Genomic DNA, 20232 nt, shown 5'->3' with positions numbered 1-20232 from the left:
CTTCTCTTTTCCATACGTGCAAAGAAAGCCACATTTATCATACACGATATCGTTCCTGTTGTAAATGTTATTTTCGGCTTTTACGGCCCGTCTCAATCCGAAATCTTTGTCAGAAAGCCATCTTTTTTCGCCTTCTGATAACGCCATACCAGCCCGAGTGTGGATAAAATGCGAACCCCAAGATCTATCAGATTGAACCGGTACAGTGCCGTAAGGTCTGCCCCAAGTGCCGTATACAGACGGACACCGAGCAGCGGCAGAACACTGTTGGTCAGCGTTGTAATCATCGTAAAGAGGCTGATCAAAAGCGAACGGTTCTTTTCCGGCGCGGCATTTAAGAGAATCTGTATCGTACAAAGTGCAACGGCACACTGCGGAGCATTCAGAACCGTCATCAAAACAATAAAAGCAACCCCGCGGTACGCCAGGGGCAGATGAGGAGCCAGAATCATGATAACCGGGCAGAAGCAAAGACCGATCCCGGCGAAAATCAGTGCAAAATCCGGCGATTTTTTCCGGACAACCTTCGCGATTATTCCAACTGCCGCAAGCTGACCGATATTGAAAACACCGTTGCAGATGGAAAGTGTCATCTCCGACATTTTACAGTATTTGACCTGTCCTAAATACCACATGCTCCAGTCAAGCTGCCAGGTGATATAGAAAAAGACCACCGGCACGAAAAACCAGCGCAATGCTTTATTTTTCCCCACGCTTGTGATCGCCTCCAGCAGATCAGAAACAGAAAAACGTGAGGATGCCTTCCCTGCTTCTGCCGGAGCTTTGCCCTCCTCCTGCTGTTTCACCGGAATTTTTTTGATTGCAGCGGCCTGCAACAGAACGCAGACAGCACACAGATAAAAGAAGCTTCGGAGTACCAGAAGTTTTCCATCGGCCGTGTGGCATCTTCCCATCAGAATCCCGCAGATCACCGGTGCAAGAATGCCAATCACAAACATGAACTGATTCCGAAAGGCATAGACATCGTTTCGCTGCCGCAGTGAAACCGCAGCACCGAACATTGCCTGCCACTGCGCATTGTAAATAGCAAGTGCCCCCGCAGTAAATGCCAGTGATACAAAAAACAGCTCCATACGTCTCTCGCCGAGTGCCGGTACACTTCCAAGAAATGCATAGCCGGCACACATCACAAGAAGCGTAAGCATCGGTATCGTCTTTGTCGACTTCAGACGATCCGCCAGAATTCCAAGCGGCAGCAATGCTGCACACGCTACAATGTTCGGCACCATCTGGATAATGCCGATCTGACTGTCGGTTGCACCCATGTTTGTCGCATACAGATTCAGGCCGAAACCGTTGATCGATGTGATATATTGCAGAAATACACCCTCGACGGCAAACAGCAGCATGATCTGCGCAGATGGCGGCATCTTCTTTGCCCGGTAAAACAGACTCTTTTTCATTGCTTCATCCCCCATGCCTTCTTCTGTTGGCTTCACGTTCCTGCCCCCTGCCGGATACGTAAAGATTCTGCTTTCATAATGGCAATTTCATGTTCAAATGTCAACAGAAATACCCGGATCCAATGTGAGAATTTCAACGGCATTTTCTGTCAATATTCACAAAAGAAAAAAGGGCATTCTCCCTGTTGAATGCATGAGTTTGGCATAAGAAAAAGGAGCCCCCGTTTTACCTGGGGCTCCGCCTATTGGAAATGTTTATAGCAATCTCAGAAACTTGCGTTATTTTCGGGGTTTGCTATCAGAATTCGATCTCGCGCAGATATCTGTGCAGCGCATCCTGCCAGGTCGGCAGTTTTTCGAATCCGTTCTCGGTCAGTTTCTCTTTGCTCATGCGGCTGTTGGACGGACGTTTTGCTTTTGCCGGGTACTGGTCAGAGCTTACCGGTGATACACTTACTTTTCCGTAAGCCGGATCGATCTCAGCGGCCTGTTTGAAAATCTCGCAGGCGAACTCATACCAGGAGCAGAGTCCCTCGTTTGTTGCATGGTAGCGGCCGTAGTTCTCTTTCTCTGCCATGTCGACAAGCAGGCGGGACAGATCGTAGGTGTAGGTCGGGCTTCCTACCTGATCATCTACAACAGTCAGATGATCGTGTGTCTTTCCAAGGTTCAGCATGGTCTTGATGAAGTTCTTTCCGTTCACGCCGAATACCCATGCGATGCGGACGATGTAGAATTTTTTCACCCATTTCTCTACCGCGAGCTCTCCCTCGTATTTCGTCTGGCCGTATACGTTCAGCGGATGACGCTCATCATCCGGCTCCCACGGGCGGGTACCCTGGCCGTCGAATACGTAGTCGGTGGAGATGTAGATCATTTTGCAGTCAAGGTCATGGCAGACTTTTGCGATGTTCTCGGTTCCGACTGCATTGACCTGATGTACTTTTTCTTTTTTGTCATCATCCTCAGCAAGGTCTACAGCGGTCCATGCTGCACAGTGGATTACGACATCCGGGTTTGCTTCGGTAATGACTTTTCTTACGCTTTCTGCATCGGTGATATCCATTTCTTCAATATCAACGCCGATTCCTTCATGACCGCGTTTTGCAAGTTCATTCATGACGTCATGGCCGAGCTGGCCTTTTACACCTGTTACAAATACTCTCATAATGGTTCTCCTTTTTTCTGATTTTGTTATCGTTATGTTTTGTCTGTCTCTTGTTTTTCAGTCTGATTTTCTGTTTGTACCATGAGTATAAAGGATGACGTTATGTCATGGTCAAGCACTTTTTTCAAAAACTGCCCCGGATTTTTCTTCCGGGGCAGTTTTCTTCAACGCTGTTCGCTTTTATTTGTCGATATATTTTCCGTTCATCACATCCATCAAGTACTGGCCGTACTGGTTTTTCTTCAGTGGCTCGATGTCGGTCAGAAGCTGGTCTTTGCCGATCCAGCCGTTCAGGTAACCGATCTCCTCGAGGCACGCAATCTTGCGGTGCTGATGCGTCTCGATGGTTTTTACGAAGTTGGTTGCCTCTACCAGACTCTCATGTGTACCGGTATCCAGCCAGGTAAAGCCCTGTCCGAGAAGCTCAACGTTCAGGCTGCCGTCTTCCAGATAGATCCGGTTCAGGTCGGTGATCTCAAGTTCTCCGCGCGGTGACGGTTTCAGGTTCTTTGCATACTCTACGACTTTGTTGTCATAGAAGTACAGACCTGTAACACAATAGTTTGATTTCGGTTTCTCCGGTTTCTCTTCGATGGAGATGGCTTTTCCCTCGGAGTCAAATTCTACGATCCCGAAACGCTCCGGATCATCTACATAATAGCCGAATACGGTTGCGCCTTTTCCGGTCTCAGCGTTTTCTACTGCTGCTTTCAGGCGTTTGTTCAGACCGTGTCCGAAGAAGATGTTGTCGCCGAGCACCATGGCAACGGAATCATCCCCGATGAACTCCTCGCCGATGATGAAGGCCTGTGCCAGTCCGTCCGGGCTTGGCTGTACCTTGTAGGAAAGCTGTACACCGAACTGATGGCCGTCACCGAGCAGTGCCTCGAAACGCGGGGTGTCCTGCGGGGTGGAGATGATCAGGATGTCGCGGATGCCTGCATTCATAAGAACAGACAGCGGATAATAGATCATCGGCTTGTCATAGATCGGGAGAAGCTGTTTCGATGTTACCATAGTTAACGGATAAAGACGTGTGCCGGAACCTCCGGCAAGTACGATACCTTTCATAATTCGTTACTCCTTTTTCGTATATGATACTTCTAGTATAACCTCATTCCCGGAAACGCGTCAACCCGTATCGTAACGTAACCGTTACTGTTCACTCAGCAGTGAAACACTTGCTGTTTCGCTGCGTAAGAACATGTTTCAGGTGTGAGCAACCCTCCTTTTGCGAAGCAAAACTTTAAATGAGGGTTGCGAATGTTACAGTTCGCTGGGCACCAGTGAACTGTAACACGTAACGGTGTGTGATAACTTTGTGACGTTTCTGTTATCAGCAGCTGTATTTCGTCAGTTTCTGGCGGGAATAGATCGAGCTGTTGCGGTTGAATACGTAGGCCGCGGTGCAGACAATAAAGAAATATGGCAGATAATCGTAGCCAAAAATCTCGCCGCCGATGAAAATAGCCGCCAGTAAGGTGTTGGTTCCGCCGCCAAAAACCGCCGCATAGCCAAGCGCCGCGGAAAGCTCCACCGGAATACCGAACAGATTGCCAAGGACTGCTCCCAGGGTTGCTCCGATGGTAAACAGCGGTGTTACCTCGCCGCCCTGAAACCCGGCGGACAGCGTCAGAATTGTCAGGATAAATTTCAGCGCCCAGTCATATGCATATACCTTTTCCCCATGAAATACCGCTTCCACCAGATTCGTTCCAAAGCCGCAATACCGTCCGCGGTACAGAAGCAGGAACAGAATGCTAAGGATAACACCGATGGAGAAAACACGTACCAGCGGATTTTTGATTTTTTCGCCGAGATATTTTTTCGTGTGCTTTAAGCACCAGGCGAAGAGGCCGCCTGTGATTCCAAAAATAATACCAAGTGTAATCAGACGCACCAGCAGGAACGGTGTCAGGCTTTCGCTGATGTGGACAGCCAGATTTTCTTTGCGGATTCCAAGCAGGGAAGCTACAGCGCTCGCAGAGAAAGATGCGGTAAACGCCGGAAGCAGTGCCTCGTACCGCATTTCACCCGCAGCGAGCACCTCTACCGCAAAGATCACAGCTGCAATCGGCGTTCCGAACATGCCCGCAAAGCCGGCGGCCATACCGGTTACCAGAAAGATACCGGGCGCGTTTTTAAACGGTAATTTTTTGCCGGCAAAATAGGAAAACACAGCACCGATCTGAACGGCAACGCCCTCGCGGCCGGCACTTCCACCGAACAGATGCGTCAACGCCGTTGAGAGCATTACCAGCGGAATCATGCGAAGCGGAAGCTCTGTCTCCTCCTCATACGCTACATCAAAAATCAGACTCATGCCTCCTTTTCCCCTGCCACCGAATTTCTGATTGACTGCCACGATCACAAGACCTGCCATAGCGAGAAACGGCAGACACCAGAAAAGATGTGCCACGCGAACAGCCGTGACTTTCAAAAGCAGACGGCAGAACAGCGCCTCAATCAGACCGACTGCCGCACCGAGCGGAACGCCGGTCACACCGAGCAGCAGCAGGGCGCCGTAGGTGCGAAGGGATTTCTTCAGTTCTTCTTTCATTCTCTTTCTCTCCTTTTCGAATTCTGCTGTTATCATATCACGAAGCGGACAGATTGTGAACTATGGATACCTTTTCCTCCATACTCTTTGCCAGTGCATCGGCAAATTTTTCCTGCATCCGGATTACTTTTGTCATCTCCTGCTCCGTAAACTGCGCCGCAGCTTCCTCCTCGGACTGAAACAGCGGAAGAACCAGCTCTCTCGCATACTGTTTTCCCGTTTCAGTCAGACTGATGATTTTTTCCCGCCGGTTTGCCGGATTGACTTCCATTTCGATATATCCTGTTTTCGTTTTTAGTCCGTTTTCGTACTTTTTGTTTTAGTGTTTTTTTCTTCCTTTGTCAAGATTTCCAAAAGCCTCTTTTTTCCGTATATTTTCCGGCATTTTTCAAATACTAGCAACTGTCCAGACACTGTTAGGGAAAGGAGATTTTGAAGATGAGAAAAATCAGAAGAGTGTGTATGACGCTGGCATTGGCGGTATTACTGGCCGGGATGACGGCCTGTGGAAACAACACCACGAATGACACCGGAAATGGCAATACCAACACGGAGAGCGACATGGGACAGACGGATAACAGAAACGATGTCAATACGACAGAGATGCCGTCAAACGACAATGTAAATGATGTGACGGAGGGCACCGATGGGAATGCCAACGGTACGAACGGTACAAATACCGGGGATAGAAATACCCTTGGAGATGATGTCGGCGACGCCGCTGAAGATGTGACCCGTGGTGTCGGCGAGGGCGTTGAGGATGTCGGCCGCGCGGTGGACGATGTGGTAAGCGGCGGCGACAATGAGACGCAGAATCCGCAGGAAAACGGAGCAACTACACAGAATGGAGCGGGGATGGCACAGTAAATATGCACTTCTGCTGCTCCCGTATCTAAAAAACTTCCCTTGGCGAACGATATATGCAGGTTCGCCGGGAAGTTTTTTTACTGCCAGGCACATCAGCACCTGGTTTGATCCGTCACTTTTGATTTTTTCTTTTACAGACCGCATCTGAATTTTCTGCCCTTCGCGCCAAGAATGCTGGCCATCTGATCGCCCCACGCTGCACGCTCTGCATAAATATCAACCCGTTCCAGATCTCCGCTCCGGTCCACAAAGGCAGGGAACAGAAATCCACAGATAGGATTTCCCGGCTCGTATTCTCCAACCAACGGGCAGACAGCGCAGATCAGATAGGGGAACATCTCCTCGGATTCCCCCAGGCGCTCTTTATCGGAAGCCTTTGCAGGAATATCATACCGGTCATAAAACATGTAAATGGCATAAGCCCCGTGAATCTGCAATCCTTCGATCAGGATATCATAGAACGTTTCCAACAGCGCATCGTTCTTCAGTCCGCATTCCCGCAGCGCCATCAGCATCTGCCAGATACTGCCCGGCCCCTGGGATGTTTCCGGAAAACGGTATTCCCGCAGCTTCTCATTCGATTCCGCAAACGGAATTTTCTTGGCAATCGCCAGATTCCTGGCCTTTTCCGAACCGGACAGTTTCAGAAAATGAATGTTGAAACTGCCGTCATACTCCCCATCCGAATCCGTATAGCAACCCGCCATCCGCACAAACGAAGTCCGCGCCGGCGTCATCCTCCTCGTCAGCTCCAGCATGTCTTCCCGATTAATCATACATTCCCTCCGACAGTAAATATATTCGAAACTCTCTGCCTTTGATCTTATCATAACATGCTTTTTCTGTCAGCAGGTTTTTCGGAATCAGATGGGATACTTATTGACCAGCTTCTTAAATTCCGCCACAGACACTGCCATACAGTCGGCGGCATCCTGAATGCTGATCGTTCCTTTTTTTAATAAATTTGATAACACCTCAAGTTTGCCTTTTTCAATGCCTTCCGTTTTGCTGTCTTCCATCATTTCATCAATTGCCTGGCTTATATTTTTATAAATTGCGTTCCTTCTCACCATTTGATAAAATCAAGACAGTATCTCGCATTTTATGATTTTGACATAGAAAGGAAAACACATGAAATTAGCAGTAATCAGTGATCTTCATGGGAATTATTATGCACTCTCGGAGGTGATGGAGTTTCTTCGCAGGCAGCAAATTGACGGTATCATCGGGCTGGGGGATTTTGTGACGGATGGGCCGTTTCCGCAGAGGATGATGGGGGTGCTCCGCGAAATGCAGGAGGAGTTTCCATGCTATCTGGTGCGCGGCAACCGGGAGGAATATCTGCTTGAGAATCTCTGGCAGCCGCAGAACTGGAAGGCGGGTTCTTCGACGAGCGGGCTTCTGGATTACACGTTTCGGAATCTTACCGAGCAGGATCTAAAATTTTTTGAGCAGCTGCCGACAGACGGTGTTCTGATTGGAAAGCTGGATGAAGCCGGGAAACTGGTTCCCGTTTTTGTGCCGCAGGAAGAAGTTACACCGGACACCTGCCGTGAATCCCTTTTCCCGGCACTTCGGCTCTGCCACGGCGCACCTGGTGAAATCCGAGGGAATTTCGGGCTGCATCCGGAGCTCCTGCTTTCTCATCTGGAAAATCTCGATGCCTCCATCCTGCTTGGCGGCCACAGCCACAAGCAGGAACAGAAAGAATACGCAGGAAAAACGTATCTGAATCCAGGATCCCTTGGGCTTGCGCTTGATGATGTCGGCGGCCATGCGCACTTCGCAATTCTGACGTTGGAAAACAGCACATGGCAGATCGAATGTTTTCAGATCCCCTATGATCTCGAGGGCTATCTCGCCGAGTTCGACCGTGCCGAACTGGAAACCCACGGCAGTGTACTTGCCCGCTCCTTAAAGCGGACGCTGACCTGCGGTATCAATTACTTTTATCTCACGGTAAAACGGGTGCGGGAACTTGCGGATGCACTGGCGCTGACTGATCTTGACGAAGAGCTCTGGGAAAAAGCGGAACGGGAGCTGAAATAGATTTTTTGACAGAGGAACGTATTCCTATTACGCTGCATAAGTGAAAAAACTCATTGGCTAAAACAGAAAAGCAGCTCGAAAGAAGGCAGGCTGTGCAACTGCACACAGCCTGCCTTCTTTTTTATCTTTTCTATTTCCTGCTTCTGCCTTACTTCGCGGCAATCACATCCTGCATATCATACATACCGGCTGGCTTTCCAGCCAGGAATTTTGCGGCCTCTACAGCACCTTTTCCAAAAACTCCCTTGGAATATGCCCTGTGGGACAGAGTAACAACTTCATCCGGTCCCGCGAAGATGACGTCGTGATCTCCGACGATGGTGCCGCCGCGTACAGCAGAGATTCCGATTTCTTTCGGGTCACGCTGCTCGTGGCGCTGGCTTCTGTCGTATACGTAGTGGTACTGGTTGTCCATTGCCGCGTTCAGGCTGTCTGCCAGGGCGATGGCGGTTCCGCTTGGAGCGTCGCATTTCAGTTTGTGGTGTTTCTCCACGATCTCCATATCAAAGCCTGCTTCGGCAAGCACTTTTGCAGCTGCCTGTACCAGTTTCATCAGCGTATTCACACCAAGGGACATATTTGCAGAGCGGAGAACCGGGATTTCTTTGCTGGTCTCCTGCACTTTTTTGAGCTGATCCTCGGTGAGGCCTGTGGTGCAGAGGACGAGTGGAAGTTTTTTCTCCTTGCAGGCATCGAGCAGTGCGTCGGCTGCCTTGTAGGAAGAAAAGTCAACGACTACGTCTGCCGGAACATCGCATTCTGCCAGGCTTTTGAATACCGGGTAATCGTTCTGGCCGTTGTCGTTCATATCGATTCCAGCTATGATTTCTGCATTTGCATCTTCTTTTACCAGGCCGGTGATGACCTGTCCCATATGGCCGTTGCAGCCATGCATAATAATTTTAACCATTGTCTTTTTCCTTCTTTACTTCGTGTATTCTTAACTTAAGCCAGTTTGATTCCAAAATCTTTCATAGCCTTTGCCAGGCGCTCCTGGTTCTGCGGCTCCATCTCGGTCAGCGGCAGACGAAGCGGTCCAACCTCTTTGCCCATCAGGTTCAGCGCTGCTTTTACCGGAATTGGGTTTACTTCGCAGAACAGCGCATCGATGAGCGGCAGTGCTCTCAGCTGGATTTCTCTGGATCCGGCCACATCGCCGTCGAGGAATTTCTGTACCATGTCGTGGGTCTCACGCGGTGCTACGTTGGAAAGAACGGAGATTACACCGCTTCCGCCAAGGGAAAGGATCGGCACAACCTGATCGTCGTTTCCGGAGTACAGATCGATCTTTCCATCGGTCAGCTGCATAATTTTTGCGACCTGGGAAATGTTTCCGGAAGCCTCTTTGACTGCAACGATATTCTCAACGTTGTTGAACAGATAGACGATCGTTTCCGGTGCAATGTTTACGCCGGTTCTGCCCTGAATGTTGTAAAGGATGACCGGCACTTTGACGCTGTCTGCGATTGCGGTAAAGTGTGCAATCAGACCCTTCTGTGTTGCTTTATTGTAATACGGAGAAACGAGAAGAAGTCCGTCCACGCCGTATTTTTCTGCTTCCTGAGACAGATAAATTGCTGTCTCCGTGCTGTTGGAGCCGGTTCCTGCAATTACCGGGATTCTGTGATTTACTTTTTCCACGGTATATTTGATGGCATCCAGATGCTCCTCATGGGACAGGGTCGAAGCCTCACCGGTGGTTCCGCAGATAACGATGGCGTCGGTTCCGCCGGCGATCTGCTCCTCAATCAGTTCTCCGAGTTTTTCGTAATTCACTTCCTGTGTTTCGGTCATCGGTGTGATAATTGCAACAGCTGCACCTTTAAAAATAGACATTCTCTTTTCCTCCTGTATGTTGTGTCAGATAAAACCATAAGAAATCAGTCGCCGGAGCTTATCTCCCACGGAAAATTTCACTTTCCGTTAAAAAAAGAGGCGCCTCATCCCAGATAAGATCGCCTCCAAATTCACACATACGCAGTATCTATGATCAGATAGCTCTCCATCTCTCGATGACAGTCGCAGATTTTTTCAACCTGCGCCCAGGAGCATACCGGTTCAGCGCCGGATGTCCTTCGGCATTCTTCCCTTTTCCTCTTCTTCTTTTGCTGCTGAGGCATCCGAAAAGGTACTCTTGAAGTAATGCGACCTCTATCCACTTCAGTTCTGCTTTTACTATAGCATCATTAAATTTTCTTGTCAACAGCGGATCGCGCTTTAACTCTCACTATATTCCAGCTTGCTCACCGAAACCTCATATGCGGTCCGCTTTTCCATTTCCGTCTCGCTCAGCCGCTTCATATATTCCCGGCTCTGGATCCGTCCCCAGATGAGAACGTGGCCGCCCACGGCAAACGCAGAGGCATACCGCGCATTCCGTCCCCAGCAGATGCACGGGATATAATCTGATTTTCCATACGGACGGTTGACCGCGATCAGAAGGTCGGCGATCTCTCTTCCCAGAGGTGTTTTCCGGTAGACCGGCGGTTTACATATGTATCCATCGAGGTAAATCTGGTTGGATTTGACGGAATCGTCCTCTTCCTCCACGAAGCTTAATTCCCGCGCAAATACGGAGAGTACCAGACGGTTCTTCTTCTCCTCGTGGCGGTTGTAGGACCGGAACTGACCGCTGATGCAGATCCACTCACCCTGGTAATCCTGTGATACATCCACCAGCCGCTCGGAGACCATCACCGGAATGATGTCCTGCGATTCACTCAACCGCTTGACCATCACATCGACGAGGTAAAAGCCCTCTCCGAATACCTGATGGCTGAATGTAAACGGGGAGACAATCTCTCCCATGATAACCACCTGATTGTTTTCAATCATCTTGTCTGCCATAATGAAAATCCCCTTCCTTTGTCTTTTCTTTCTGAATATTGATTTCTGATCGGTACTTTGCTGATCTATAATCCTAATGTATGAACCACATTTCTTTTTCAGAACCACTTTTTTCCAGATTTTTTTATTTCTATTCAAATCAGCATTCTGCCCAATTTTTTGTATATGTTTCTGTAAAAACCGCACCACATGCTTCGTATTTTCTACCATTGCAATACAAAAAATGTCACATCTTCCCTGTTTTTTTTCTCTGTTCTGTGCTATAATAATTCAGATAGGCAGGCATCCAGCAGAGACAAAACGGCAAGGCACCTGCCTTTGTGCTGTGATAAACATTCCCGGCCGGCTTGAAATTTTGAAAAATTGAACCCGGCAGGGTCAACTCATAGGAAGAGGAATGAAGAAATGAAAACAACGAGAGAAGATGTAAGAAACGTTGCCATCATCGCCCATGTCGATCATGGTAAAACTACACTGGTAGACGAGCTTCTGAAACAGAGCGGCGTTTTCCGTGCCAATCAGGAGGTTCAGGAACGTGTCATGGACTCGAACGATATCGAGCGTGAGCGTGGAATCACCATTCTTTCCAAAAATACAGCAGTTTACTACAAAGGAACGAAAATCAACATCATCGACACCCCAGGCCATGCGGACTTCGGCGGCGAGGTTGAGCGAGTTCTGAAAATGGTAGACGGCGTTATTCTGGTTGTAGACGCATTCGAGGGCGCTATGCCGCAGACCAAATTCGTGCTGAAAAAAGCACTCGAGCTGGATCTGTCCGTTATCGTCTGCATCAACAAGATCGACCGCCCGGAAGCCCGCCCGGATGAAGTTATCGACGAAGTGCTCGAGCTTCTGATGGACCTCGATGCATCTGACGAACAGCTTGACTGTCCGTTTCTGTACGCATCCGCAAAGATGGGTCATGCGGTACTCGATCTGAACGATACCCCGAAGGATATGACTCCTCTGTTCGAGACCATCCTGAAATACATCCCGGCTCCGACCGGCGATCCGGAAGCTGGCACACAGCTTCTGATCAGTACCATCGACTACAACGAATACGTTGGACGTATCGGTGTCGGCAAAGTTGAAAACGGAACGATCCGCGTGAACCAGGACGTTATGCTGGTCAACCACCACGATCTGACCAAGAAGAAAAAAGTAAAGGTCAGCAAACTGTATGAATTTGACGGACTGAAAAAAGTAGAGGTTACTGAGGCAGGCATCGGTTCTATCGTTGCTGTTTCCGGTATCCCGGATATCCACATCGGAGATACTCTCTGCGGCGATCTGGACAACCCGGTTTCCATCCCGTTCCAGAAAATCTCCGAGCCGACCATTTCCATGAACTTCATCGTAAACGACAGCCCGCTGGCAGGTAAAGAAGGTAAATACGTTACCTCCCGCCACCTGCGCGACCGTCTGATGCGTGAGCTGAACACCGACGTTTCCCTGCGTGTCGAGGAGACTGATTCCGCAGACTGCTTCAAGGTTTCCGGCCGTGGTGAGCTGCATCTGTCCGTCCTGATCGAAAACATGCGCCGTGAGGGATATGAGTTCGCAGTAAGTAAGGCAGAGGTTATCTACAAAGAGGACGAGCGCGGACGCAAACTCGAGCCAATGGAAATCGCATACGTTGACGTTCCGGACGAGTTCTCCGGTACTATCATCCAGCTCCTCAGCGAGCGTAAAGGCGAGCTTCACGGCATGAGCCGCGCAAGCGATGGTTCCACCCGTCTGGAGTTCGAAATCCCGGCACGAGGCCTGATTGGTTTCCGTGGAATCTTCATGACCTCCACCAAAGGAACTGGTATCCTGAACACCGAGTTTGAAGATTACGCACCGTACAAGGGCGACATTGAATACCGCAAACAGGGTTCCCTGATCGCTTTCGAGGCAGGCGAGTCCGTTACCTACGGTCTGTACTCCGCACAAGAGCGCGGTACTCTGTTCATCGGACCTGGCGAGAAGGTTTACGCCGGTATGGTTATCGGACAGAACGGTAAGGCCGAGGATATCGAGCTGAACGTCTGCAAGACGAAGCACCTGACCAACACCCGTACTTCTTCCTCCGACGAGGCACTGCGTCTGACTCCGCCGAGAATCCTTTCCCTGGAGCAGGCTCTGGACTTCATCGACAAGGACGAGCTTCTTGAGGTTACTCCGGTTTCCTTACGTATCCGTAAGAAAGAGCTGGATTCCAGACTTCGTAAGAGAGCGGCAATGAAATAAATTCTTATCATAAAAGTACCCCGCCGGTTCCCTTCTGTTTGAAAGGTGAACCCGCGGGGTTTCTTTTTTCTGCTTTCTCTTCTATTCATTTGTTGTTCCGCCGTGGAAGCCGTAATACGTCTCTCCGGCGGCAAGATCTACGCCATTGGCCGCGGCAAGGGTATGAACCGTGACAAGCTCATAGCCGCGGTTCATCAGCTCCGGCACGATCGTCGCACATGATTCTACGGTTGTTTCGTGGATATCGTGCATCAGAATAATGTCCCCCGGGCTCACGTTATCGAGAACGGCACTGATATTCGCCTGGACATTTTTCGTCTGCCAGTCGAGCGTATCGACATCCCACATGATGCTCGGGCGGCCGATAGATGCGAGCAGTTCATCGGTGCTGTTTCCATACGGGAAACGGATGACAGTTGCACCCTGTCCGTTGTTGTACTGGGCGATCAGATCATCCGTCATCTGGAACTGGGCAAGGCCGTCGTCGGTGCTCAGTTCTTTCATATTCGGATGCGCATAGGAGTGGTTTCCAAGCTCACAGCCGATCGCCGCCATGCGCGGGATCACATCTGCACCGTATTTTTCCACATTGCTGCCGAGCATAAAGAACGTCGCCTGTGCCCCGTACTGCTCCAGCGTATCGAGAAGCGTGCTGGTATAGACGCCTGGGCCGTCATCAAAGGTCAGGGCTACCATCATCGAGCCGTTGCGGTCTGGCTGGTAAACACCCTGGTCATCAAAGTAACAGCCTTTTCCGCCGATCGCTTTCCAGCCGGTCGCCATGTAACCATTGGAATCAAAATGGTACTGGTTTCCGTCGATATCTGCCCAGCCGTTGACGTAGTACGTTGTGGCATCCGTTGCGTACCACCAGCCCGACGAGCTGTACTGCCATCCCGGCGTCTCATTCGGCGGCGTGGTCTCCGCAAGCTTCTTAATTCCCGCATTTCCCGATCCGTCCTCCGCCTCTGGCGCCGTCTCGCTCACCGTCTTTGCGGCTGTGTCATTACTCAGTACAATTCCTTTTTTCGCAAGCTGCGCTCCCGCAAATTTCCAGATAAGCGCAAGAAAAAGAAGGCCGATTACCACACACAGGGAAATCCGTGATACTTTCTGCATCATCTGTCTGCGGCGCATCTGCTTTCTTCTCTGTTTCAATGATTTTCTTTCCATATGATCTGTTTATACTCCATCGTCCCGCCCCTTTGCGGAACTTTCTTCCATCGTAACACAAACGTTTTTCGACATTTTTCTACTTACTATCATAACGTGATCTGACCTAAGATGCAAGGCACAAATTCTTACATTTTTCCACTTCTGGTAAATTAATGTTTATCGTTTCTTAACATCTTGTCACAAAAAAAGAGTGACTCTGCACCCATGGTAAAAGCGGATACAAAATCACTCTTTGTCACTCTCTTTTAAAAAACCTGGTTTCTTTCTGGTGCTTTGCCACCAAATCACAGGTCTTTCACCTGTCCAGCCTGATTATCCTCTCTGCTTAAGAGTAACTGCAAAGTTTTAACGTTGCCAGAACAACGGAAGCAAACACCTTATGCCTCATGTCCTATTTTAGTCAGGAAATCGCTGCCCATCACCCATTTTTCGTTTTCCAGCGTCACAACGGACTCGAGTTTCCAGGTGACGGTCTCTATTTTGGTTTTGCGGAAGAAATGGAGGAAACGGGTTCGTCGCTCGATCGCAGCGGTCACGTTGGTTTCGATCTTCATCTGGTTGGATTCGTTGGTTACGGTTGTGGAGACGCTGCTCACGGTGATGCTGATGATTCCGGTGTTGGTGTCGCTGTTCAGGTAGGCATCGCAGAGCTGCTGGTACTGTTCTTTGGCGGTTTTCTGTACGGCGGTGTCGGCGGAAAATTCATTTTTGATGGTGCTGAAGGATTTTCCGGCGGCTGCGGCTGTGAATACCTTGTCCAGGGACTCTTCTGCGCGGTCGGCGATGGTTTTGCCGGTGGAATCGTTGAGTTTTAAATCCGGCAGGAATTCCATGCTGCTGTTGTCCTGCACGAGGACGATCTCGCGGTATGGGTCTTTCTGTTTTTCGGTCAGTTCAATGGTGTGGCCGCCGAGGAAGAGATACGGGATTTTGTAGATGCTGACGTTATCTGCTGTCTCTTTTAAATACTTTTTCCCGACCTGCACGCCGTCCAGATAGAACGAGGCATCCGCCGGGACGGTGATTTCGACATCCGTCACGCAGCTGTCTTTCGGCACAACGTACCACTCTTTGAAGTTCCATTTTACGGTATCCCCGGCGGCGATCTCCAATGTTTCTTCCTGCGAGTCGCTCATGCCTTTTAACGTGTACCGCACAGTATAAATCCTGTTTTCCCCGGTCTCAAGATTCTGTTTTCTGCGCATGAAAAAGCTCTTGATCTCCGGTGTTTCCTGCCCGTCAGTGCCGTCCTGTTTTGCTTTCCAGGTCATTGCATTGACGTAGTTCTTCCGCGACAGAAACGTGCTGTCCGGGAACTGGCATACATCGTATGCACTGTTCCAGTCTCCTGCCAGGCATGCTTCCACGTAATTCCGTCCTGCCGCCTGCGGCGCATACAGATACGCGCCTGCCATAAAAAATACGGCGCACAGAATCAGAAACAGACTGAGATTCACGATCAGAATCCGCAGACTCATCGGCAGATCACGAAATTTTGCCGCCTGTATTTTCACAGAAAGCTCCGTCGTCTCTTCTCCGTCTTTTTCCACATGGCGGAATCTTTTTCCTTTTCTTTTCCACTTCTGGAGCATAGTTTACCTCATCTTTTCCTCTTATTTAGACTGTTCTTTCACCGCATACGTATGCACCCGGTCGCTCTTCTGGCTGTATGCCTCTCCCTCGGAATAATACTCCTCCGATGTCGTGGAAAAACGCGTAATCGTCTCTTTCACACGCTCTCCCGCCGTTTGCTGGTGGAGAAACAGCGCTGCAATCATCAGAATCACAAATATATCCAGAATCAGTACCGCCGCATTTGCCACGATGCCAGGTAATTTTTTTATCCACATAGGCTTCCCTCTTTTCTGTCTCCATTGTAACAAAATGCTCCCGAAAACACAAGGAAAGCAGAGACCCCGGCGAACCGAAAATTCTCTGCTTTTCACAAATGACATATTTATTTTTTAACCTTGTTTCAATCCACAGTCGGTAATTTCACAGAGTCTGACATGTCAGCAGAATGCTGACTGTGGTTTGCCTCATGTCAGTGGGGGATACCGATTTCTCTCCGCCCGCCACTGCCGTTAACTTTCTTATTTGCAATTCATCTCACCACCTATAGAGGTGGGAGAATCCTTGCTATTATTTGTTGAAGGGTTTACTCCTCGGTATCATCCTTTGACGGAATCATTTCCTCAAAGTCGAAGTCGAGCATCGGCTCTTCCTCTTCAGCTGACGGCTCTTCAACCGGAGCTTCTGCCATCGGAGCTGCCGGAGCATCGTCCTCAAGATCTTCGGTCAGAATCAGATCCTCGTCCTCTTCTTCCTCGATCATGCTGTCGGTATTCAGATGAATGTTGCTGTAGCACTTCATACCGGTACCGGCCGGGATCGGTTTACCGATGATAACGTTCTCTTTCAGGCCTACCAGATGGTCAACCTTACCCTTGATAGCAGCGTCGGTCAGAACCTTGGTGGTCTCCTGGAAGGATGCTGCGGACAGGAAGGAATCGGATGCCAGGGATGCTTTGGTGATACCAAGCAGTACCTGTTTTCCTTCTGCCGGCTCTTTGCCTTCTGCGATCAGAGCTTTGTTGGTCTCGTCGTAATCCAGGAAGTCTACCATGTCGCCCGGAAGGAATTCGGTATCTCCGTTTTCCTCGATGCGGATCTTCTTCAGCATCTGGCGAACGATAACCTCGATATGCTTATCGTTGATTTCTACACCCTGCAGACGGTAAACTCGCTGTACCTCGCGGATCATGTAATCCTGAACGGCACGTACACCTTTGATCTTCAGGATATCATGCGGGTTGACAGAACCCTCGGTCAGCTCGTCTCCGGCTTCCAGAACTGTTCCGTCTGCGATCTTAATACGGGATCCGTAAGGGATCAGGTATGTCTTGGATACGCCGTCTTCCGGATTGGTAACAACGATTTCGCGTTTCTTCTTGGTGTCTTTGATCTGTGCAACACCGGCGATTTCGGTGATGATGGCAAGTCCTTTCGGCTTTCTTGCCTCGAAAAGCTCCTCGACACGAGGAAGACCCTGTGTGATATCTCCACCGGCAACACCACCGGTATGGAAGGTACGCATGGTCAGCTGTGTACCAGGCTCACCGATCGACTGTGCTGCGATAATTCCGACAGACTCACCAACCTGTACTGCCTCGCCGGTTGCCATGTTGGCACCATAGCATTTTGCGCAGATTCCGTTACCGGAACGGCAGGTAAGAATGGTACGGATTTTTACTTTTGTATAATGCTCACCGTTCTCGTTGATGCCGTCTTTGATGACACGGGCAGCACGTTTCGGGGTGATCATATGGTTTGCTTTTACAATGACGTTGCCGTCCTTGTCTTTGATCGTCTCGCAGGAGAAACGGCCTGTGATACGATCCTGCAGACTCTCGATCTGCTCTTTTCCGTCTGTGAACTCGCTGACCCACATACCCGGAATTTCGTCCTTGCCCTCGGCACAGTCGATTTCACGGATGATCAGGTCCTGAGAAACGTCTACCAGACGACGGGTCAGGTAACCAGAGTCGGCGGTACGAAGCGCGGTATCGGACATACCTTTTCGTGCTCCATGTGCGGACATGAAGTATTCCAGTACCTGAAGACCTTCACGGAAGTTTGACTTGATCGGCAGCTCGATGGTGTGTCCGGTTGTATCGGCCATCAGTCCTCGCATACCAGCCAGCTGTTTGATCTGCTTATCGGAACCACGGGCTCCGGAGTCAGCCATCATGAAGATGTTATTGTATTTATCCAGTCCGTCGAGCAATGCTTTTGTCAGCGCATCGTCGGTCTTCTTCCAGGTATCTACAACCTCTTTGTAACGCTCTTCGTCTGTAATCAGACCACGTTTGAAGTTTCTTGTAATCTTGTCTACCGTTGCCTGTGCTTCGGCGAGCATCTCCGGCTTCTGCGGCGGCACGGTCATATCGGAAATGGATACGGTCATGGCTGCACGGGTGGAGTATTTATATCCGGTTGCCTTGATATAGTCCAGAACCTCTGCGGTTTTGGTAGCTCCGTGTGTATTGATGACTTTTTCCAGAATCTGTTTCAGCTGTTTCTTTGCAACGAGGAAATCAACCTCAAGCGCAAGCTCGTTACCCGGAACCGTACGGTCTACGTATCCCAGATCCTGCGGCAGAATCTCATTGAAGAGGAATCTTCCGAGTGTGGAGCTTACGTTCTGCTGCATTACAGTACCATCTTCCATCTCTTTTTCGCAGCGGATGGTAATCTTGGTCTGCAGGGTAATATATCCGTTCTCGTATGCCAGGATGGCTTCGTTCATATCGCGGAAGAAGCTTCCTTCGCCCTTCTCGCCCGGACGCTCCTGTGTCAGATAGTAGATACCAAGAACCATATCCTGGGAAGGAACGGCTACCGGACCACCATCGGACGGTTTCAGCAGGTTGTTCGGAGAAAGAAGCATGAAACGGCACTCTGCCTGCGCTTCTACAGACAGCGGCAGATGGACAGCCATCTGGTCACCGTCGAAGTCGGCGTTGAATGCGGTACAAACCAGCGGGTGCAGCTTAATCGCTTTACCTTCTACCAGAATCGGCTCGAACGCCTGGATACCCAGACGATGCAGGGTAGGGGCACGGTTCAGCATAACCGGATGCTCTTTGATGACGTCCTCGAGAACGTCCCATACCTGCGGCTCGAGTTTCTCGACCATTTTCTTTGCATTTTTGATGTTATGTGCAGTGCCGTTGGAAACCAGCTCTTTCATAACGAACGGTTTAAACAGCTCGATTGCCATTTCTTTCGGCAGACCGCACTGGTAAATCTTCAGTTCCGGTCCTACGACGATAACAGAACGGCCGGAGTAGTCAACACGTTTACCAAGAAGGTTCTGACGGAAACGGCCGGATTTACCTTTCAGCATGTCGGACAGAGATTTCAGAGGACGGTTTCCAGGACCGGTTACCGGACGGCCGCGGCGGCCGTTGTCGATCAGGGCATCAACTGCCTCCTGGAGCATACGTTTCTCGTTGCGCACGATGATATCCGGTGCACCGAGCTCCAGCAGTCTCTTCAGACGGTTGTTACGGTTGATGATACGGCGGTACAGGTCATTCAGGTCAGATGTTGCAAAACGTCCTCCGTCAAGCTGTACCATAGGACGCAGATCCGGCGGAATAACCGGAACCGCATCAAGAATCATCCACTCCGGACGGTTTCCGGACTCACGGAATGCCTCAACAACCTCAAGTCTCTTGATGATGCGGGCTCTCTTCTGTCCGGTAGAATCTTTAAGACCTGCCTTTAATTCAGCAGACTCTTTTTCCAGATCGATTGCCATCAGAAGCTCTTTGATGGATTCCGCACCCATACCTGCACGGAAGCTGTTTCCGAACTCCTCTCTGGCATCCTGGTATTCTTTCTCGGTCAGAACCTGTTTGTACTGTAATTTGGTATCGCCTGCATCAAGAACGATGTAGTTTGCGAAATACAGAACCTTTTCCAGAGTTCTCGGAGACAGATCCAGGATCAGTCCCATACGGGACGGAATTCCTTTGAAATACCAGATGTGGGATACCGGAGCTGCCAGCTCAATGTGTCCCATACGCTCACGGCGCACACTGGATTTTGTTACTTCTACGCCGCATCGGTCGCAGATTACGCCTTTGTAGCGAATTTTCTTATATTTACCGCAATGGCACTCCCAGTCTTTGCTTGGTCCGAAGATTCTTTCACAGAACAGACCGTCTTTTTCCGGTTTCAGCGTTCTGTAGTTGATGGTCTCCGGTTTTTTTACCTCGCCATGGGACCACTCCCGGATTTTCTCCGGGGAGGCAAGTCCTATTTTGATGGCATCAAAGCTCATCTGGTAATTTTCTTTTTTTGCTGTTTCTGGCATTTGATTACCCCTTTCCTCGCAA

17 protein-coding genes and 1 riboswitch are annotated in these 20232 nt (G+C 49.9%); of the genes, 3 read left to right on the top strand and 14 right to left on the bottom strand.

Annotated elements, in window-relative coordinates:
- Window positions 1-92: 92 nt before the first annotated feature.
- The 5 genes from DW642_RS13190 to DW642_RS13170 form a co-directional block, all read right to left on the bottom strand.
- Window positions 93-1460, bottom strand: a complete 1368-nt coding sequence (locus DW642_RS13190; RefSeq protein ID WP_117510462.1) for an MFS transporter — start codon at window positions 1458-1460, stop codon at window positions 93-95.
- Between the two features lie 262 nt (window positions 1461-1722).
- Complete coding sequence (gene rfbD / locus DW642_RS13185) at window positions 1723-2592, bottom strand: dTDP-4-dehydrorhamnose reductase (RefSeq protein ID WP_022461851.1); 870 nt, start codon at window positions 2590-2592, stop codon at window positions 1723-1725.
- A 180-nt stretch (window positions 2593-2772) separates the two neighbouring features.
- A complete protein-coding gene (rfbA, locus tag DW642_RS13180; protein WP_022461852.1) occupies window positions 2773-3663 on the bottom strand; it encodes a glucose-1-phosphate thymidylyltransferase RfbA in 891 nt (296 codons plus the stop codon).
- Between the two features lie 265 nt (window positions 3664-3928).
- Entirely contained in the window at window positions 3929-5152 is a 1224-nt protein-coding gene (locus DW642_RS13175) for a chloride channel protein (RefSeq protein ID WP_117510461.1), read from the bottom strand.
- A 37-nt stretch (window positions 5153-5189) separates the two neighbouring features.
- A complete protein-coding gene (locus DW642_RS13170; protein WP_117510460.1) occupies window positions 5190-5423 on the bottom strand; it encodes a hypothetical protein in 234 nt (77 codons plus the stop codon).
- A 167-nt stretch (window positions 5424-5590) separates the two neighbouring features.
- Here DW642_RS13170 and DW642_RS13165 point away from each other — a divergent pair, with 167 nt between their 5' ends.
- The gene (locus tag DW642_RS13165; RefSeq protein WP_117510459.1) at window positions 5591-6019 is read left to right on the top strand and encodes a hypothetical protein; all 429 of its coding nucleotides are present in this window, start codon (window positions 5591-5593) and stop codon (window positions 6017-6019) included.
- Window positions 6020-6150: 131 nt separating this feature from the next.
- On the opposite strand, the gene DW642_RS13160 is transcribed toward DW642_RS13165, so the two are convergent.
- Window positions 6151-6795 (bottom strand): DUF4317 family protein, encoded by a 645-nt coding sequence (locus tag DW642_RS13160; RefSeq protein ID WP_055220785.1) that lies wholly within the window; start codon window positions 6793-6795, stop codon window positions 6151-6153.
- Window positions 6796-6882: 87 nt separating this feature from the next.
- Entirely contained in the window at window positions 6883-7092 is a 210-nt protein-coding gene (locus tag DW642_RS13155; RefSeq protein WP_117510458.1) for a hypothetical protein, read from the bottom strand.
- Window positions 7093-7150: 58 nt separating this feature from the next.
- On the opposite strand from DW642_RS13155, the gene DW642_RS13150 reads away from it, so the two are divergent.
- A complete protein-coding gene (locus tag DW642_RS13150; RefSeq protein WP_117510457.1) occupies window positions 7151-8068 on the top strand; it encodes a metallophosphoesterase family protein in 918 nt (305 codons plus the stop codon).
- Window positions 8069-8216: 148 nt separating this feature from the next.
- Here the strand turns inward: DW642_RS13150 and dapB are convergent, their stop codons facing one another.
- The 3 genes from dapB to DW642_RS13135 all read right to left on the bottom strand — a co-directional run bounded on the left by dapB (window position 8217) and on the right by DW642_RS13135 (window position 10915).
- The gene (gene dapB / locus DW642_RS13145; protein WP_117510456.1) at window positions 8217-8978 is read right to left on the bottom strand and encodes a 4-hydroxy-tetrahydrodipicolinate reductase; all 762 of its coding nucleotides are present in this window, start codon (window positions 8976-8978) and stop codon (window positions 8217-8219) included.
- A 35-nt stretch (window positions 8979-9013) separates the two neighbouring features.
- A complete protein-coding gene (gene dapA, locus DW642_RS13140) occupies window positions 9014-9904 on the bottom strand; it encodes a 4-hydroxy-tetrahydrodipicolinate synthase (RefSeq protein ID WP_022461866.1) in 891 nt (296 codons plus the stop codon).
- Between the two features lie 151 nt (window positions 9905-10055).
- Window positions 10056-10230: riboswitch (Lysine riboswitch) on the bottom strand.
- A gap of 55 nt (window positions 10231-10285) precedes the next feature.
- Window positions 10286-10915, bottom strand: coding sequence for a single-stranded DNA-binding protein (locus DW642_RS13135; RefSeq protein WP_055220802.1), 630 nt, complete (start codon window positions 10913-10915; stop codon window positions 10286-10288).
- 405 nt (window positions 10916-11320) lie between these two features.
- Here DW642_RS13135 and typA point away from each other — a divergent pair, with 405 nt between their 5' ends.
- The gene (gene typA / locus DW642_RS13130) at window positions 11321-13150 is read left to right on the top strand and encodes a translational GTPase TypA (RefSeq protein WP_117510455.1); all 1830 of its coding nucleotides are present in this window, start codon (window positions 11321-11323) and stop codon (window positions 13148-13150) included.
- 81 nt (window positions 13151-13231) lie between these two features.
- Here typA and DW642_RS13125 read toward each other — a convergent pair whose 3' ends face one another.
- The 4 genes from DW642_RS13125 to rpoC form a co-directional block, all read right to left on the bottom strand.
- Window positions 13232-14323 (bottom strand): polysaccharide deacetylase family protein, encoded by a 1092-nt coding sequence (locus DW642_RS13125; RefSeq protein WP_055220805.1) that lies wholly within the window; start codon window positions 14321-14323, stop codon window positions 13232-13234.
- A 380-nt stretch (window positions 14324-14703) separates the two neighbouring features.
- Window positions 14704-15918 (bottom strand): hypothetical protein, encoded by a 1215-nt coding sequence (locus DW642_RS13120; RefSeq protein ID WP_117510454.1) that lies wholly within the window; start codon window positions 15916-15918, stop codon window positions 14704-14706.
- A gap of 21 nt (window positions 15919-15939) precedes the next feature.
- The gene (locus DW642_RS13115) at window positions 15940-16176 is read right to left on the bottom strand and encodes a hypothetical protein (protein ID WP_055266947.1); all 237 of its coding nucleotides are present in this window, start codon (window positions 16174-16176) and stop codon (window positions 15940-15942) included.
- 308 nt (window positions 16177-16484) lie between these two features.
- Window positions 16485-20210 (bottom strand): DNA-directed RNA polymerase subunit beta', encoded by a 3726-nt coding sequence (gene rpoC / locus DW642_RS13110; RefSeq protein ID WP_117510453.1) that lies wholly within the window; start codon window positions 20208-20210, stop codon window positions 16485-16487.
- Window positions 20211-20232 lie beyond the last annotated feature (22 nt).

Origin of the sequence: Blautia sp. AM23-13AC, from assembly GCF_003435675.1 — a bacterium.
Taxonomy (GTDB): Bacteria; Bacillota; Clostridia; order Lachnospirales; family Lachnospiraceae; genus Fusicatenibacter; species Fusicatenibacter saccharivorans.
The sequence above is the reverse complement of the archived record's forward strand: the minus strand, read 5'-3'. Positions and strand labels throughout refer to the sequence as shown.